Origin of the sequence: Brevibacillus sp. 7WMA2 (assembly GCF_010748895.1) — a bacterium.
Classification (GTDB): Bacteria; Bacillota; Bacilli; order Brevibacillales; family Brevibacillaceae; genus Brevibacillus_B; species Brevibacillus_B halotolerans.
This window is the reverse complement of the sequence record NZ_CP048799.1, coordinates 2,183,507-2,200,477: the sequence shown is the minus strand read 5'-3', so window position 1 is coordinate 2,200,477 and position 16,971 is coordinate 2,183,507. Positions and strand designations below refer to the sequence as shown.

Sequence of the window (16,971 nt, the reverse complement as noted above, 5' to 3'; positions counted from 1 at the left end):
GATTGAAGTGACTAGAAGGGAGCGGTAACATGATGAAAATTAAAGTACTAGTGGCAGACGATTCCGCTTTCATGCGCAAGGTCATTTCTGACATTTTGACAAGCGATCCCAACATTGAAGTGGTGGCTCGTGCTCGAAATGGAATGGAATGCTTAGAAAAAGTAAGAGAACTACAGCCAGATGTGGTTACGCTTGATGTGGAAATGCCTATTTTAGATGGACTTGCAACATTAGAGAGGCTGATGGTAGAGCATCCTTTGCCTGTTGTCATGTTGAGTAGCTTGACTAAAGAAGGAGCGGATGCCACTTTAAAAGCGCTGGAGTTAGGTGCTTTTGATTTTATTGGCAAACCCTCTGGGCCCATTTCCTTAGACATCCATAAAGTTGGCAAACAGCTTGTCGAACTCGTGAAGGAAGCTGCGGCAGCAAAGGGACGTTTCAGGCAAAAACAAATAGCTCCAATCGCGAAAGCTCCTGTTAAAAAACCACTAACAGAGCCAAAGAAAAAGCTATTTCAAACAGAAAAGACGAATGAGCAAGTCCTTCCTACGAAAGAAAGTATGGGAGTGCAACATACGGAATTGACGGATAAGTCAGGGACCAAGGTTGTGTTCTTAGGAACATCCACAGGGGGACCTCGTGCTTTACAAACTTTATTAACTCAGATACCTGCTTATTTTCCAGCGCCGATATTAATTGTGCAGCATATGCCACCAGGGTTTACGAAAAGTTTGGCCCAACGCCTAGATAGCATGTGCCAAATCACAGTAAAGGAAGCAACTGACGGAGAAGAAGTGAAGGCAGGTATAGCTTATATCGCACCGGGAGGCTATCATATGGAAGCCATGCAGCCATCCGGTGGAAAAATCATCATTAAATTACATCAAGAGGCGCCACGTGGCGGTCACCGTCCGTCCGTTGACGTTTTGTTTGAATCAGCGAGCAAACTTACGCATACAAGGCAGTGGGCGGTCATTTTGACTGGCATGGGAGCTGATGGGACAGCGGGCTTACGACAGATGAAGGAAGCTCATCACGTTGTAGGATTGATAGAAGATCAAAGTAGTTGTGTCGTGTTCGGAATGCCACGTGCAGCCATTCAAGCTGGATTAGCGGATCATATTGTTCCACTGGACCACATGGCAGAGACGTTAGTTCGACTCGTAACATGATGGGGGAGGTTATAGATACATGGATATGAATCAATATCTTGATATGTTTATTGAAGAATCCAAGGAACATTTGCAGGCGATTAACTCCAATCTGTTGACTCTGGAGACCGATCCGCATGACATTGGAATCGTTAATGAAATTTTTCGTTCAGCTCACACCTTAAAGGGAATGGCAGCAACGATGGGCTTTGAAGATTTGGCCAGCTTAACACACGAAATGGAAAACGTGCTTGATTTGATCCGTAATCAGAAGCTAATGATTACAACCGACATCATGGACGTCATTTTCAAAAGTGTAGATATTATGGAGGGCATGGTTCAAAACATTATGGAAGGTGGCGACGGGGCCGCTGATGTTAGCTCATTAGTAGGAGTCCTTCGTTCCATAGTAGCGGGAGATTTTAACGAAGCATCCTCTGAGCCTACGGCTACAATGGCTGAGGATGACGACTCTGATGCAGAAACCAATGATCAGGTCGAAGAAGCTCAAGCTGTAACACGTGACTATCAGCTAGATGATTATGCGATCACAATTATGCGTCAATCGCAGGAAACAGGAAACAATTTATATTGGATTCGTGTTAGCCTGCAAGCAGAATGTGTACTAAAAGCAGCGCGTGCTTATATGGTATTTGACCAACTGGACACACATGGAGAGGTAATCAAGTCAACTCCTTCCGTAGAAGAGATTGAAAATGAAAAATTTGATAGATCCTTTGAGGTTGTTTATATCACTTCAAAATCTTTAGAAGAGATCCATAAAGCAATCAGCAATATCTCTGAGATCGAGGAGGTTTTGATTGAGGAGATTAACTTGGCAGCGGGTGACAAGGAAGTAGCTGCGGCAGCTCCTGCCCAGGAAGTTGCTAAGCCTGAGAAAGAGCAAAAGCCGGCAACCCCAGCAGCTCCTGCGAAAAGACCTGCTGCTAGCAAAACCATCCGTGTAGATATTGAACGTCTAGACATCTTAATGAATTTGTTTAGCGAGCTAGTTATTGATCGCGGACGCTTAGAGCAGTTAGCCAGAGAAATCGGTAAAACAGAGCTGCATGAAACAGTGGAACACATGAGCCGGATTAGCGGTGATCTACAAAATATCATCCTAACCATGCGCATGGTTCCAGTAGAGCAGGTATTCAACCGATTCCCTCGGATGGTTCGAGATTTGGCTAAGGAATTAAACAAGAAGGTAAATCTAGAGATTTTTGGGGCTGAAACGGAGCTTGATCGTACTGTAATTGATGAAATTGGCGATCCACTTGTTCACCTATTGCGTAACTCTATCGACCATGGACTAGAATCCCCTGAGAAGCGTAAACAATCTGGTAAGCCAGAGGAGGGTGTGGTTCAGCTAAAAGCGTATCATAGCGGTAACCACGTCTTTATTGAAGTACGTGACGATGGAGCAGGTATTGACAAGGATAAGGTACGTAACAAAGCGATCAGCCGTGGAGTAGTAAGTGCCGCTGTTGCGGAAACGATGACGGATAGACAGATATTTGAACTTTTATTCTCGTCTGGATTTAGTACGGCTGACGTAGTATCTGACATCTCAGGACGCGGTGTAGGTCTTGATGTTGTTAAAACGAAGATTGAATCACTAGGTGGCTCCGTATCAGTTGATTCAGCGCCGAATGAAGGCTCTGTGTTCCGTATTCAGCTACCGCTGACCCTTTCTATTATTTCTGCAATGCTAGTTCAGGTTGAAAATGAGAAGTATGCGGTTCCGTTAAGCTCCATTATTGAGACTGCTGTCTTCAAGAAAAGTGAAATCATGATGGCTCATCGTCAACAAGTGATTGACTTCCGAGGACGTATTGTACCTCTTGTGTCTCTCAAAGAAATTTTCCAAATTCCATCTAATGGAAAAGCTCGTGAAGACGAAGTGGCTGTCGTTATTGTTCGCAAAGGGGAAAAAATGGCTGGCTTAGTTGTTGATTCCTTTATTGGACAACAAGAAATTGTGCTGAAATCGCTAGGCAAGTATCTAGTCAATGTCTTTGCCATTTCCGGAGCAACAATCTTAGGTGATGGACAGGTCGCATTAATTCTCGATTGCAATGCCTTAATTAAGTAGGTAGGAGGTCATGAGTATGTTGGATATGAATGCAGCATCTGAAGAAGTAAAAGTAATTATTTTTCGATTGGTAGACGAAGAGTACGGTGTAGAGGTTCAGCAGGTTAGATCGATTGAGAAACTGGAACATATTACCCGCGTACCTCGCACACCAGAGTTTGTAAAGGGTGTTATCAATTTACGTGGTGTGGTTACACCTATTATTGATTTACGCAGTCGTTTTCAATTGGCTGAAACAGAATGCACAGAAGCTACACGGGTGATTATCGTAGCTGTAGACGAACTAGAAGTTGGACTAATTGTTGATTCTGCAAACGACGTGGTTGATATCCCTGTTAATGCAATCGAACCGCCACCAGCCGTGGTTGGCGGAGTTGAAGCAACCTATTTACGTGGTGTAGCTAAATTAGAAAAACGTCTACTCATCTTATTAAATCTAGATAAAGTGTTGAGTACAGAAGAGATTAAACAATTGGATTCGTTTGAGGTTTAGTCTATGACTCATATTAAGAAATTAGGCGAATTTCAATTAGATGTGCTTCGTGAGGTAGGTAATATTGGGGCTGGTCATGCAACCACGGCACTTTCGCAATTGATTCAAAAAGAAATCGACATGACCGTTCCACAAGTAAAAATCATCTCTTTCCAGGAAATTGCTGATTTCCTGGGTGGAGATGAAGTGGTGGTAATTGCAGTCTTTTTACGTGTAGAAGGCGATTGCCCTGGAAATATGTTTTTTATTATAGATATTCCTTCCGCTAAAAATCTATTGCAGCATCTGCTGGGGATTGTGCCACAAGAAGAGCAGGAAGAGATCTTTAGTGAGATGGAATTATCGGCTTTGCATGAGATCGGTAACATTATGGCTGGTTCTTATCTGTCATCACTGGCTGATTTTACGAAGCTCAATATGCAACCGACTGTACCTGCTCTTGCGATTGATATGGCAGGCGCTCTTTTGAGCTATGGACTTATTGAACTAGGTCGGGCCGGTGATTTTGCTTTAACGATCGATACAGCTTTTATGGAAGGCAACGAAAAAATGCAAGGTCACTTTTTCCTCATCCCAGATCCGGATTCATTTGCAACATTATTCCAAGCATTAGGGGTCCCGTTAGATGGAAATTATTAAAGTTGGAATGGCAGACGCAGGAGTAGCTAGTTCCCCCAACCATATTCGCACGACAGGCTTAGGTTCTTGCGTTGGGGTTGTACTTTATGATCGTAGTACTAAAATTGCGGGGATGGCACATGTCATGTTACCGGATTCAAGCCTAGGGAAAAATACAGAGACCAATCATTTGAAATATGCTGATACAGCAATTCCTGAATTAGTTGAACGAATGAAGAAACTGGGAGCCCAAACCCGTCATATGACGGCTAAGTTAGCTGGAGGCGCCCAAATGTTTACCTTTCTTTCTACCAACGATGCAATGAGAATTGGACCGCGGAATGTGGAGGCGTGCAAAGTAGCTTTAAAACAATTCTCCATTCAGATTATTGCAGAGGATACTGGTGGAAATTGCGGACGAACTATTGAAGTTGATGCGGAAACCGGGGTATTGCAAATCCGGACCGTAAATCAAGGAACTAAGGAAGTATAACCATGAACCAAACCGTGAAAAGAAGTCTTTGGTTAGGATGCATTGCATTTCTACTAACGTTTTTGGCTGCTATTACTGGCAATTTGTTTGTTGTATCGTTTTATCGTGGAGTTTTGGCTTTTCTGGTTATTTTTATCATCGCCTTTCTTGTTCAGTGGGTATTATCCATTCTTTTTCCAAAAGAAGATCCTATCGAGCTGGAGGATACAGATGGTGACGAGGAAGTAGCAGCAGGGGAAGAGCAGGAAGCTGCTACCGATCAGGAAGAAACGAACGAGTCTTTACATCCAGAAGAAGAGTTTATTCCATTAAAAGTAGAGCGTGCAGAAGCTGAATCTGCAGAGCATGACCCAAAATTAATTGCCCAAACGTTAAGAAGATTTACTGATGAGTAAAAGGCAGGTGATTAAACCATGGCTCGCGTATATAATCAAGAGAAGGTAACAAAAGAATTTGATAAATGGATGGAATGGAAAGAAAACGGGAGTCGAGAAGCGGAATTAGAACTGGTGGAAAAATTCTTGCCGCTAGTAAATAAAGTGGCAATGCGTCTTTCCATTGGTTTACCTAACAACGTGGATAAGGATGATCTCATCAGCTATGGTCGATTCGGGTTGCTTGATGCTTTAAACAAGTTTGATTATAAACGGGGCTTGCAATTTGAAACGTATGCCATGTGGAGAATTCGTGGAGCTATGATTGATGGATTGCGTGAAAATGATTGGATTCCTCGCACGGTACGGGATAAGGCAAAAAAAATCGAAGAAGCATATACATATTTAGAGCAAAATCTGTTACGTTCTCCCACTGAGAAAGAAGTAAGTGTTCATTTGGGAATAACGGAAAAAGAAGTTCAACAGGTGATGTATGATACCTCGTTATCCAGTATGTTGTCGATTGACGAAGCAGTAGGTGATGAAGATGAACAGAAAATTGCTCGTCATGCTTATTTAATAGATGATCTTATGCCAAATCCTGAAAACGTCGCCCAAATGCAGAATTTGAAGGAAGTTTTAACTCAAGCCATTGACAAACTACCAGAGAAAGAGCGCCTCGTTGTTTCACTTTTTTACTTTGAAGAGTTAACTCTATCTGAAATCGCTGAGGTCATGAGCTTATCCCCTTCACGTATTTCCCAGTTGCATTCCAAAGCGATTTTTCGTCTACGCAATACGTTGGCAAAATGGAAATCGCAGTTAATGTAGAAAACTGGTGGCGCCCAAAAGCGCAGAAAAAGGGGGGTTTTTCGTGAATCAAATTACCGATTACGCGGAAATTCATATTTCATCTGACAAGCTTCTTGCTGAAATTACATTAAAAGCAACAAGTGATGTCCCGCTAAAAGAGGAAGACTTGATTCGATTTTGTGAAACAAAAGGTGTGAGATATGGGATAATAGAAAATCATGTGCGTGCTATCTGTTCTGCCCCGTCGCAATATGTTAATACGCCTCTCAGTATTGCTAAAGGAGTGGAACCGATACCGGGTAAAAATGGTAGCATTCGTTATCTATTTCAAGATGAGTCAGCAGAGAAAACTTCCCCCAAAGTGCTTGAAGATGGACGAGTGGACTATTATTCCGTTCTCAATATTGCTAATGTGACACGTGGTCAACTGTTAGCAGAAAAGATTATGGCAACACCGGGAGTACCAGGTAGAACGGTTACAGATGATGTGATCCCACCAAAGCCAGGTAAAGAAGCATTATTAAAGCCTGGTAAAGGGATTGTGTTAAATGAAGAACGAACATTGGCATACGCTGTAATAGACGGTCAAGTATCGGTGGACAATGACAAGATTCATGTGTTCCCTGTTTATGAAGTCAATGGAGACGTTGATTTTAGTGTAGGTAATATTGATTTTGTTGGAACTGTTGTTATTCGTGGCCATGTGCCAACTGGGTTTACGATAAAAGCCACAGGCGATATTCGCATCTATGGAAGTGTAGAGGGTGCCGAACTGATTGCAGAAGGCTCCATTGATATTAAAAATGGTATTGCTGGTCAGGATAAGGGACATGTTCAAGCAGGTAATAACGTGACGACCTCCTATATTCAAAATGGGAATGTAACTGCCGGCAATAACGTTTTCGTTAAACAAAGCATCATGTTTTCACAGGTAAAGGCTGGGAAGCAGGTGGTTTGCAAAGGAACCAAGGGGATTATTATTGGTGGTGTCGTTCAAGCAGGCGAGAAGATTATTGCACAGGTAGTTGGCAATATGAGCTCTACGCCAACCAGTCTTGAAGTGGGTGCTAAGCCCCAATGCCGTGAAGAAGTCAGCCAAATTAAAAAGAAATTAACCGACCTTCATGATCAGAAGCGCAAGGCAGATCAAGGGCTACAGGTATTGACGCAAATGATGCAAGCCTATGGAGATTTGCCTTCTGACAAGAAGTCGTTACAGATTAAATTGAGCAATACGCAGCTTGTGTTGGATAAAGAAATAAAAACGTTAGAAGAAGAAAAACGACGGCTCGAGGCAGAATTAGACCAAGAGATTCCATCCTATATTGAGGTATCTCAGCTAATTTTCCCAGGAGCAAAACTGGTTTTTGGTAAGCATGTGCGTTTTATTAAACAAGAGTTTAGCCGTACTCGATTCCTAGTTTTGGATGGAGAGATATCTACTTCCACTCTCATTTAGAAAAGGAGAGAGATGCTGATGAGTTTTAAAGCACTCGAATTACAGCATGCTATTCCAAGGACACAAGAGATAGGTAGATGGCAAGAACAACTGCAACAACGGGCTGCAGCGGAGCAACAGCAGATTAAGGAAGAACAGAAGAGGCTAGCTGAAGCCAAACGGAATAAAACGGAGAATGTGCATAAATCAGAACAACAACAGGTTAAAAATAAACATGAAGAGTCTGCAAAGAAGCATGAGGGAGAACCTGAACAAAGGCGAGAGGGACAAGCAGAAGGAGAAATGAAAGCGCAAACCCATCCTTCACCTGACCCAATCCGTGGGCATCATATTGATATTTCTTTGTAACTATTCTAACTAGGTGAAGAAAAATGACTCTATTGTTATATATACTACTTGGAGTTGGCCTAATCGCTATTGTGCTTTCAGGCCTCTCCCTTTGGTTATCTAAAAGAAAACATCACGAGATAGGTTCTGAGGCAATTTCTTCGATGAAGCATTCAGAGCTCACCAGCCTGGATCGCGCTAGCATGGAAACAACGCTTAAACGCTTTGTTCAACAGGTGAAAAGGGAAAATGAAGAGTTAGCTCAGAATTTGCATGCGAACATCGAGCAAATCAGAAATAGCCAGCAGGAATTATTCGCTTCTGCTAAGCAACATGCACAAGACAATCTTTCTCTTCAGCAGGAGATGGAAAAATTACATCTTCAATTTAGTGAGTTGCAACAATCCCACGCTTTATTACAAAAGGGAGTAGAGCAATCCCAGATGTTGAGCCAAGCTAGCGCTGACCAGCAACCAGAGATTTCTCAAGACGTGTTGGCATTAAAAGATCGGTATCAGCGAGTGTTTGAATTAGTACAACAAGGGCTTACTACTCCCGAGATAGCTAAAAAGCTTGGAGCCGGACATGGGGAGATTGAATTAATTTTAACGCTTGCCGAGCCGATTGAAAGAGAGGCCTGACATGAGAACGAGAATCGGGTGGATGGGTTTTGGACTAGGGATTGTATTCTCTGCCGTATTTCTTCTAGTCTTCGGACAGAAGGCGATTAGCATAGATGAACTAAAGCAAATCGCTGCTACTCAAGGGTGGGTAGTTCTTTCTAAAGAGGAATATCAGCGTATGCAAACGCAGGTTCCTTCAAAAGATCAGCCACAAGCAACTCCAAATCCGAGTAAAGAAAAACAAAGCGGGCAACCAGCTATCTCTGCTCCAACTGGACAAAAGCAACCAGAGAAGAAGCCTGATACTGCTCCAACAGCAAATACTGAGAAAAAGAAGTTAGCTTCCGAGCATGATAAGGAGGCAACGAAGGCTTCACCGTCGGCGACAGAGAAGCAGAAAATGAATGAGTCCAGCAAAGAGAAAAAGAAGACGGAACAATCAACCGAGAAATCGGATAAGAAAACGAAAGAAAACGAAAAAGAAAGCAGTAAAACTACGCAGCCTGTTAAAGGCTCATCAGCTCCAACGCAACAACAAGCGAAGGATGTTTCAAAACAGAATCATAGCTCTAAGGAGAACAGTGAGCCATCTACGTCCACTACAGGCGAAAAAGAGCCGGAGAAAAAGCAGGAGCAGTCAGTTGAGCAAACTACGAATAATAAGCCGGGAGCAGAGCAAAAGGATACATCAGGTATAACGCCGCCAGTTCCTCCAACCCCTCCTGAGCCGCCGAAAACTCCTGTAGCTGATTCACTATCTGAACATAAATAAGTGACAGGTAATAGAATGCTTCCTAATAGTTATTTTCTTAAAAAATAAGTTTACTGATGATATGTCGTTCATTTTTTGGATAAAATGGATATTGTTAGGTGAAAATAACAGTAAACCGAAGCAACTTTTCTAACACTATTTATTGCATTTGTTATTTTGATATGATATAGTTTTCTTCGGTGTTAAATACACACGCAGGCTAATTTCGGCAACGGTGCTACCATCTGGTAGTTTTGCTTGAAAAATGCGGTCGGCGGAGGTTGACACAAAAAACCAAACTAGAGGAGGTGTGAAATATGGCGGTAATCTCTATGAAACAACTTCTTGAGGCTGGTGTTCACTTCGGTCACCAAACTCGTCGTTGGAACCCAAAAATGGATCGCTATATCTTCACAGAACGTAACGGAATTTACATCATCGACTTGCAAAAGACGGTGAAAAAAGTAGAAGAGGCATACAACTTCATGCGCGAAGTTGCTGCTAACGAAGGTAAAGTACTTTTCGTTGGTACGAAAAAACAAGCGCAAGAGTCTGTTAAAGAAGAAGCTGAACGCACTGGTCACTACTACATCAACCAACGTTGGTTGGGTGGTACATTGACTAACTTCGAAACTATTCAAAAACGTACTGCTCGTCTTGCTGAACTAAAACGTATGCAAGAAGATGGTACTTTCGATGTTCTTCCTAAAAAAGAAGTTATCGTATTGAACAAAGAAATGGATCGCCTAGAGAAATTCTTGGGCGGTATTGCGCACATGAAAGAATTGCCTGACGCATTGTTCGTAATCGACCCTCGCAAAGAGCGCATCGCTGTTGCGGAAGCTCGTAAATTGGGTATCCCAATCGTAGCGATCGTTGATACTAACTGTGATCCAGACGAAATCGATTATGTGATTCCTGGTAACGATGACGCTATCCGTGCTGTTAAACTATTAACTGGCAAGATGGCTGACGCTCTGTCTGAAGGAAACCAAGGCGGAGAGCAAACAACCACGGCGTAATGAATGAGGGTGGACTGAGGGTTTTCAGAACCCCGTCCACCCTTTTCTACGAATACAATTGTATCTCCCGACGAAGAGTTTCACACATTACATACGTAGGCAATAAGATGCTTGCGGATTAGTTGAAGGAGGATGTAATTCAATGGCAATTACGGCACAAACAGTTAAAGAATTGCGCGAAAGAACAGGCGCAGGTATGATGGACTGCAAACGCGCACTAGAAGAAGTAAACGGTGATATCGAAAAAGCGATTGACCTACTTCGTGAAAAAGGTATTGCAAAAGCTGCGAAAAAGTCCGGACGTATCGCTGCTGAAGGTTTGACTGGATTTGCAATTAACGGAAACTTTGGTTCAGTAGTAGAAGTTAACTGTGAAACAGACTTCGTTGCTAAAAACCCTGAGTTCCAACAACTAGTTAAAGATATCGCTGAACATGTAGTAAACGCTCGCCCTGCTACTGTTGAAGAAGCTTTGACTCAAGCGTTCCAAGGTGGAGAAGATTTGGGTACAACCATCAACGCGAAAATCGCAACAATTGGTGAAAACATCAGCTTCCGTCGCTTTGAAATCCTTGAAAAAGCTGACAACGGCGTTTTCGGTGGATACCTGCACATGGGTGGAAAAATCGGTACGTTGGTAGCTTTAAATGATACTGACAATGAAGTTTTGGCAAAAGACATTGCAATGCACGCAGCAGCTTCTAACCCACGTTTCGGCGTGAGAGAAGAAGTTTCTCAAGACGTGATTGACCGTGAGCGTGAAGTATTGAAAAACCAAGCGTTGTCTGAAGGAAAGCCTGCTAACATCGTAGACAAAATGGTAGAAGGCCGCATGGCAAAATTCTTTGAAGAATATTGCTTAGTAGAGCAACCATTCGTTAAGGATCCAGACAAACGCGTTTCTCAATTGTTGAAAGAAGCAGGAGCTAGCTTCAAAGGCTTTGCTCGCTTCCAAGTTGGGGAAGGTATTGAAAAGAAACAAGAAGATTTTGCTGCTGAAGTAATGGCGCAAGTGAATAAGCAATAAGATGAAAATAGGGAACACCGCTGTGTTCCCTATTTTTAAAGAAAGACAGGAAATAACAGCAATACGAAATGAAAATGGAGGTCTTTTCGCATGCCAGACGCTGCATATAAACGAGTCATACTAAAGCTGAGTGGAGAGGCACTAGCTGGGGAACTAGGGTATGGAATCGACCCAAAAGTTATCGCTTCGATTGCAAATCAAATAAAGGAAATCGTAGAGCTAGGTGTAGAAGTAGCCGTAGTAGTAGGTGGAGGAAACATCTGGAGAGGTCTTTCCGGAAGCTCCAAAGGAATGGATCGCGCAACGGCTGACTACATGGGCATGCTTGCAACTGTTATGAACGCGCTTGCGATGCAAGATGGGTTAGAACAGGTCGGCGTACCTACCCGTGTTCAAACTTCTATTGAGATGCGTCAAGTAGCTGAGCCATACATTCGCAGAAAGGCGATTCGTCATTTAGAGAAGGGGCGAGTTGTCATCTTTGCGGCTGGTACAGGTAACCCGTACTTCTCCACCGATACAACAGCAGCATTGCGTGCTGCCGAGATCGAAGCAGAGGTTATCCTGATGGCAAAAAATAAGGTGGACGGTGTGTACACAGCCGATCCAAGTATTGACGAAAGCGCTACAAAATACGATAACCTAACTTTCCTTGAAGTTTTAAACAAAGGCTTAGGCGTCATGGATTCTACCGCTTCCAGTCTTTGCATGGATAATCATATACCACTTATTGTTTTTGCCATAACGGAAGAGGGCAACATTCGTCGGGCCGTCATGGGAGAAAAAATTGGGACTATAGTAAAGGGGGATGCTTAAATGCCACAAAACATTTTAAAGGATATGGAAGATCGCATGAGCAAGGCGATTCAAACATTAAAAAAGGACCTAGCGACATTGCGTGCTGGTCGTGCGACTCCGGCTATGTTGGATAAAATCATGGTAGACTACTATGGAACACCAACACCAATCAATCAATTGGCTAACGTAGTTGCTCCAGAACCACGTATGCTACAAGTTCAGCCTTGGGATAAGAGTGCTCTAAAAGATATCGATAAAGCAATCATGCAGTCTGATATCGGACTTACACCAACTAATGATGGTTCCGTAATCCGCATTGCCGTTCCACCACTTACAGAAGAGCGCCGCCGCGACTTAGTAAAAGTTGCGAACAAGAGTGGAGAAGATGCAAAAGTAGCAATTCGCAACGTACGTCGCGATGCGAATGATGGTATTAAAAAGTTGGAAAAAGCGGCTTCAATCTCTGAGGATGAATCCCGCGGTCATCAAGAAACGGTTCAAAAAACGACCGATAAGTTTATTGCGGAAGTTGACAAAATCGTAAAAGATAAAGAGAAGGACATTCTCGAGGTATAATGTGAGAAAATGTTCCCCCTCTGTGATGAGGGGGAGCTATGTCTATATCTCTCTTTTTGGGGGAAACCTGTATGTTAGAACGGTTAGGAAAAATGTTTAGCGGTAGGCAGGAAGAACATAAAAGCAATGCGTTTGATCAGGCAGGAGTCATTCCGCACCATGTAGCAGTCATTATGGACGGTAATGGACGATGGGCTAAAAGACGTAATTTACCGCGTGTTGCTGGGCACCATCAGGGTATGAAAACCGTAAAAGATGTGGTAAAAGCAGCAGATGAAATCGGTGTAGGTGTATTAACGATGTACGCCTTTTCTACAGAGAATTGGAAGCGTCCTAAAGACGAAGTTGAGTTTCTAATGAAGCTCCCGCAGGAGTTCTTGTCGACTGAATTGGTAGAATTAGTTGAACGAAATGTACGGATACGTATGATAGGTTCTAGAGAAGGCTTACCTTCTCATACTCTAAACGCTTTGATTGAAGCAGAGGAAAAGACAAAAAAAAATACAGGCTTACAACTTAATTTTGCCCTTAATTATGGAGGGCGTGATGAAATTTTAAAAGCGACAAAAGAGATTGCTCAATTGATCGCCCAAGGCAAGCTAACACCTGAACAAATTGATGAGGAAACAATTGCCTCTCATTTATATACACAAGGAATTCCCGAACCTGATTTGTTAATTCGCACGAGCGGAGAAATTCGTATTAGCAATTTCATGCTATGGCAACTAGCTTATACGGAATTTTGGTTCACGGATGTGTATTGGCCCGATTTTTCCAGAGAGCATTTCATACAGGCGATTGCTGAATACCAAGGTCGAGCTCGTCGCTATGGCGCAGTTTGATCTGGAGAGGTGGAACAAGTGAAGGAACGGATAATTACCGGAATACTTGGGGGTGTTGGTTTTCTCACCCTGGTATATCTGGGGGGGATTTGGTACTCGTCCCTTGTATTACTTATGGCCTTCATCGGCCTTTTTGAATTTTTACGCATGGCCAACATAAAGCCATTTAGTTTTCCAGGTATACTAGGCTATGTGATTTTAATAAGTGCATGGCAACCAGACCTCGCAGCTTTATTATTTCCAGTGCTAGGATTCTTGAAGGTGAATGGTATTGGTACAATCACAGTGGAATGGGGTCAAATTCTGCTGTTACCTTTATTCTTGCTGCTATTTTATACTGTACTTAGTAAAAATCGCTTTCATATTGAACATGCCGCTCTGGTATTACTCGGAGCGTTATACATAGGATATGGTTTTCACTACGTTGCCGTCGCTCGCGGGGGGATCGGCTTAACTGGATTTTGGCTCACGATTATCATCTTGTTATCTGTATGGTCAACAGATTCTGGAGCCTATTTTGCAGGAAAAGCATTTGGTAAACGTAAATTATGGCCAGATATTAGTCCAAATAAAACAGTAGAGGGAGCGCTTGGAGGTTTCCTTGCCTCCCTTGTGATTGTCGGGGCAATTGATGCTTTCTTGATCTTTTTGCAAGTACCTGGAGCTCTTCCTTGGGGACAAGCTTTAGCAATTGCAGCCATTACAGGTATTGTCGGTCCGCTAGGAGATTTAGTAGAATCAGCTTACAAGCGCCATTTTGCAGTAAAGGATTCAGGTCATATTCTACCAGGCCATGGAGGCATTCTCGATCGATTTGATAGTATGCTTATTGTGTTTCCGATACTGTACTTATTTGGCTTGTTTTAAGTAGTAGCTCGTAGACAAATAGGGGTTTTGAGGTGAGATGAGTGAAAAATATATCGCTGTTAGGTTCTACCGGTTCGATCGGGACAAGTACCATGGAAGTAGTGAGACAGCACCCCGATCAATTTAACATCGTTGCAATGGCAGCCGGTACTAACATTGACTTATTAGAAGAACAAGCTTTATATGCGAAACCGGAACTTATTTCCGTAGGGACAGAAGAGCTTGCACGAGAGTTATCGAAACGCCTTGCGGGAGTTTTATCCGCAGAGATCGTGTATGGATTAGAGGGCTTGATTGAGGTAGCAACACATCCACAAGCATCATTTGTTATGTCAGCAGTAGTAGGCAGTGTAGGAGTAAAACCAACCCTGGCTGCGATTGAACGTGGCAAAACAATTGGGCTTGCGAATAAGGAAACCCTGGTAAGTGCAGGACACCTGGTCATGGAGGCTGCCCAAAGGCATCAGGCGACAATTGTTCCTGTTGACAGCGAGCATTCTGCCATTTTTCAGGCTCTAAACGGGGAAAATCGACAGGATGTTTCCAAACTCATTATTACTGCTTCAGGAGGATCACTTCGCCATTTGTCTCGAGATGAGTTAGCTCATGTAACGCGAGAAGATGCTTTGCGACATCCAAATTGGAGCATGGGAGCCAAAATAACGATTGACTCAGCTACAATGATGAATAAAGGATTTGAAGTATTAGAGGCTCATTGGCTATTTGGAATGCCATATGAGCAGATAGAGACAATTCTTCACTATGAAAGTATTATTCATTCTATGGTAGAATACAAAGATAAAGCCGTGATAGCACAATTGGGAACACCGGATATGAAGGTTCCCATTCAGTACGCTCTTACCTATCCAAGCCGCTGGCCGTTGCCGACTGAGACCCTTGATCTCGTGAAATGCGGAACGCTTCATTTTAAAGAGATGGATTTCACCCGCTATCCACTCTTAAAACTAGCGTACGATTGCGGTAAGGTTGGCGGTACACTGCCCGCTGTACTAAATGCAGCCAATGAAGTTGCCGTTTCGCGGTTTTTGCAGGATGAACTCACAATCGTAGGAATTGAAGAGGTTGTTCATCAGGTATGTGCCTTGCACAACACGAGTTCACACCCTGCCTTAGAAGAGATTGACGAAGTTGACGCATGGGCACGACAAGCTGCACGCAACTGGGGCAAATAAGAGGGAAAGAAACAAGCGAAAAGCTTTGCCAGAGACAGGGTACTGATTAGACGCTTTACCTACATATAGTAGAGTAGTGGTCCTGTTTCGATAGAACGGGTGAGTGCTTCTCAATCACGAAATAGAAGGAAAGGTGGCTATATCTATGCAAATGCCTCCCGTACAGATTGGTTTTGGATCGGTAATCGCCTTTGTAGTTATTTTTGGATTGTTGGTCTTTTTCCATGAAATGGGCCATTTTTTGTTAGCAAAACGGGCAGGTATTTTATGCCGTGAGTTCGCTCTTGGAATGGGACCAAAAATGTTTAGCTTTAAGAGGGGCGAAACAGAATACACGTTGCGTTGGTTACCGATCGGTGGTATGGTGCGAATGGCTGGTGAAGACCCTGAGATGGAAGTATTACAGCCTCATATGGAGGTCGGGGTTTTATTTAATCAAGCTAATCAGATTTCTCACATTTATGTTACTCCTAAAGATATCCCCAATCATGCAACGATTGGTAATGTGGTTCGTTATGATCTGGAGCATGATTTGATCATGACCTTGGATATACAGGGAGAAATGAAGACATTTGCTGTTGATCCCAAGACAATGCTAGTGATTGAGGGTAAGGAAGTACAGATCGCTCCCTTTAATCGTCAATTTAAAGGGAAAACCATATGGCAACGTTTCCTAGCTATTTTTGCTGGTCCTGCTGCTAACTTTATTTTAGCTTTTGTTATCTTTGTGATGGGGGCTTTATTCTTCGGAGCTCCGTCAAAAGATGCTGTTTTAGGCCAAGTTATTCCGGATGGACCTGCTTATCAGGCGGGACTGAAACAGGGAGATCGCATTATTAGCATCGATGGGACACCAATAAATGATTGGAACCAGTTTGTAGGAGCGGTTAATGCATCTCCTAATAAAAATATCGAAATGAAGATCAACAGGGATGGGCAAGACATGGTCGTACCCGTACAGGTAAATGAACAAGGTAAAATAATGGTTGGTGCCGGTGTCAAAAGAGAGATTGGATTAGCGCTGACGCATGGTGTTGACCAAACAATCTTCTGGACGAAAACCATCTTCACCAATCTTGCACAGCTCTTTACGGGACATGTAAGTGTGAAGGATTTAAGTGGACCAGCAGGGATCTTTACAATGACCAGTCAATTTGCGCAAAATGGTCTTGCGGCACTCTTTACATGGACAGCACTTTTGAGTATTAACCTTGGTATTTTTAATTTGCTGCCAATTCCTGCCCTAGATGGTGGACGCTTGGTGTTCATTGCCATTGAGGCATTGCGCGGTAAACCAATTGATCCTAACAAAGAAGGCATGGTTCACTTTGTTGGTTTTGCTTTATTGATGATGTTAATTCTAGTTGTGACTTGGAATGATATACAACGTCTCTTTTTACAGTAATTTCAACATGTAGAGAGAAACAGATAAAGGAGTGTGCTTAC

At 42.9% G+C, this 16,971-nt stretch carries 19 protein-coding genes; all 19 read left to right on the top strand.

The window, feature by feature from the left end; all coding sequences use genetic code 11:
* The first annotated feature begins 29 nt into the window (after positions 1-29).
* The 19 genes from GOP56_RS08535 to rseP all read left to right on the top strand — a co-directional run bounded on the left by GOP56_RS08535 (position 30) and on the right by rseP (position 16,930).
* On the top strand, positions 30-1,172 hold the full coding sequence (locus tag GOP56_RS08535) for a protein-glutamate methylesterase/protein-glutamine glutaminase (RefSeq protein WP_096886144.1): 1,143 nt from the start codon (positions 30-32) through the stop codon (positions 1,170-1,172).
* 19 nt (positions 1,173-1,191) lie between these two features.
* Positions 1,192-3,249, top strand: a complete 2,058-nt coding sequence (locus tag GOP56_RS08530) for a chemotaxis protein CheA (protein ID WP_003341364.1) — start codon at positions 1,192-1,194, stop codon at positions 3,247-3,249.
* A 16-nt stretch (positions 3,250-3,265) separates the two neighbouring features.
* Positions 3,266-3,742 (top strand): chemotaxis protein CheW, encoded by a 477-nt coding sequence (locus GOP56_RS08525; RefSeq protein ID WP_003336933.1) that lies wholly within the window; start codon positions 3,266-3,268, stop codon positions 3,740-3,742.
* A gap of 3 nt (positions 3,743-3,745) precedes the next feature.
* Positions 3,746-4,381 (top strand): chemotaxis protein CheC, encoded by a 636-nt coding sequence (locus GOP56_RS08520; RefSeq protein ID WP_003336934.1) that lies wholly within the window; start codon positions 3,746-3,748, stop codon positions 4,379-4,381.
* The gene (locus tag GOP56_RS08515; protein ID WP_022584404.1) at positions 4,368-4,853 is read left to right on the top strand and encodes a chemotaxis protein CheD; all 486 of its coding nucleotides are present in this window, start codon (positions 4,368-4,370) and stop codon (positions 4,851-4,853) included. The genes GOP56_RS08520 and GOP56_RS08515 overlap by 14 nt, the downstream gene beginning before the upstream one ends.
* A gap of 2 nt (positions 4,854-4,855) precedes the next feature.
* Positions 4,856-5,248: a hypothetical protein gene (locus tag GOP56_RS08510; protein ID WP_096886145.1), complete on the top strand. Its 393-nt coding sequence runs from the start codon at positions 4,856-4,858 to the stop codon at positions 5,246-5,248.
* Between the two features lie 18 nt (positions 5,249-5,266).
* Positions 5,267-6,058, top strand: a complete 792-nt coding sequence (locus GOP56_RS08505; protein WP_003336937.1) for a FliA/WhiG family RNA polymerase sigma factor — start codon at positions 5,267-5,269, stop codon at positions 6,056-6,058.
* 43 nt (positions 6,059-6,101) lie between these two features.
* On the top strand, positions 6,102-7,499 hold the full coding sequence (locus tag GOP56_RS08500; RefSeq protein WP_101668684.1) for a flagellar assembly protein A: 1,398 nt from the start codon (positions 6,102-6,104) through the stop codon (positions 7,497-7,499).
* Positions 7,500-7,517: 18 nt separating this feature from the next.
* On the top strand, positions 7,518-7,847 hold the full coding sequence (locus tag GOP56_RS08495; protein WP_254068674.1) for a hypothetical protein: 330 nt from the start codon (positions 7,518-7,520) through the stop codon (positions 7,845-7,847).
* 23 nt (positions 7,848-7,870) lie between these two features.
* Positions 7,871-8,467 (top strand): DUF6115 domain-containing protein, encoded by a 597-nt coding sequence (locus GOP56_RS08490; protein ID WP_163245378.1) that lies wholly within the window; start codon positions 7,871-7,873, stop codon positions 8,465-8,467.
* A 1-nt stretch (position 8,468) separates the two neighbouring features.
* On the top strand, positions 8,469-9,221 hold the full coding sequence (locus tag GOP56_RS08485; RefSeq protein ID WP_163245377.1) for a hypothetical protein: 753 nt from the start codon (positions 8,469-8,471) through the stop codon (positions 9,219-9,221).
* Positions 9,222-9,517: 296 nt separating this feature from the next.
* Complete coding sequence (gene rpsB / locus GOP56_RS08480; RefSeq protein ID WP_003341356.1) at positions 9,518-10,222, top strand: 30S ribosomal protein S2; 705 nt, start codon at positions 9,518-9,520, stop codon at positions 10,220-10,222.
* Between the two features lie 142 nt (positions 10,223-10,364).
* On the top strand, positions 10,365-11,249 hold the full coding sequence (gene tsf / locus GOP56_RS08475; RefSeq protein ID WP_003336944.1) for a translation elongation factor Ts: 885 nt from the start codon (positions 10,365-10,367) through the stop codon (positions 11,247-11,249).
* A gap of 90 nt (positions 11,250-11,339) precedes the next feature.
* Positions 11,340-12,065 (top strand): UMP kinase, encoded by a 726-nt coding sequence (pyrH, locus tag GOP56_RS08470; RefSeq protein WP_003336945.1) that lies wholly within the window; start codon positions 11,340-11,342, stop codon positions 12,063-12,065.
* Positions 12,066-12,623 (top strand): ribosome recycling factor, encoded by a 558-nt coding sequence (frr, locus tag GOP56_RS08465; protein WP_163245376.1) that lies wholly within the window; start codon positions 12,066-12,068, stop codon positions 12,621-12,623.
* A gap of 71 nt (positions 12,624-12,694) precedes the next feature.
* The gene (locus tag GOP56_RS08460) at positions 12,695-13,465 is read left to right on the top strand and encodes an undecaprenyl pyrophosphate synthase (protein WP_162988373.1); all 771 of its coding nucleotides are present in this window, start codon (positions 12,695-12,697) and stop codon (positions 13,463-13,465) included.
* Between the two features lie 18 nt (positions 13,466-13,483).
* Positions 13,484-14,332: a phosphatidate cytidylyltransferase gene (locus GOP56_RS08455; RefSeq protein ID WP_003336948.1), complete on the top strand. Its 849-nt coding sequence runs from the start codon at positions 13,484-13,486 to the stop codon at positions 14,330-14,332.
* Between the two features lie 41 nt (positions 14,333-14,373).
* Positions 14,374-15,525, top strand: coding sequence for a 1-deoxy-D-xylulose-5-phosphate reductoisomerase (locus GOP56_RS08450; RefSeq protein ID WP_163245375.1), 1,152 nt, complete (start codon positions 14,374-14,376; stop codon positions 15,523-15,525).
* A 145-nt stretch (positions 15,526-15,670) separates the two neighbouring features.
* Positions 15,671-16,930 carry an RIP metalloprotease RseP gene (gene rseP, locus GOP56_RS08445; protein WP_003336951.1) on the top strand — a complete coding sequence of 420 codons (1,260 nt, stop codon included), beginning with the start codon at positions 15,671-15,673 and terminating at the stop codon, positions 16,928-16,930.
* Positions 16,931-16,971: the final 41 nt, after the last annotated feature.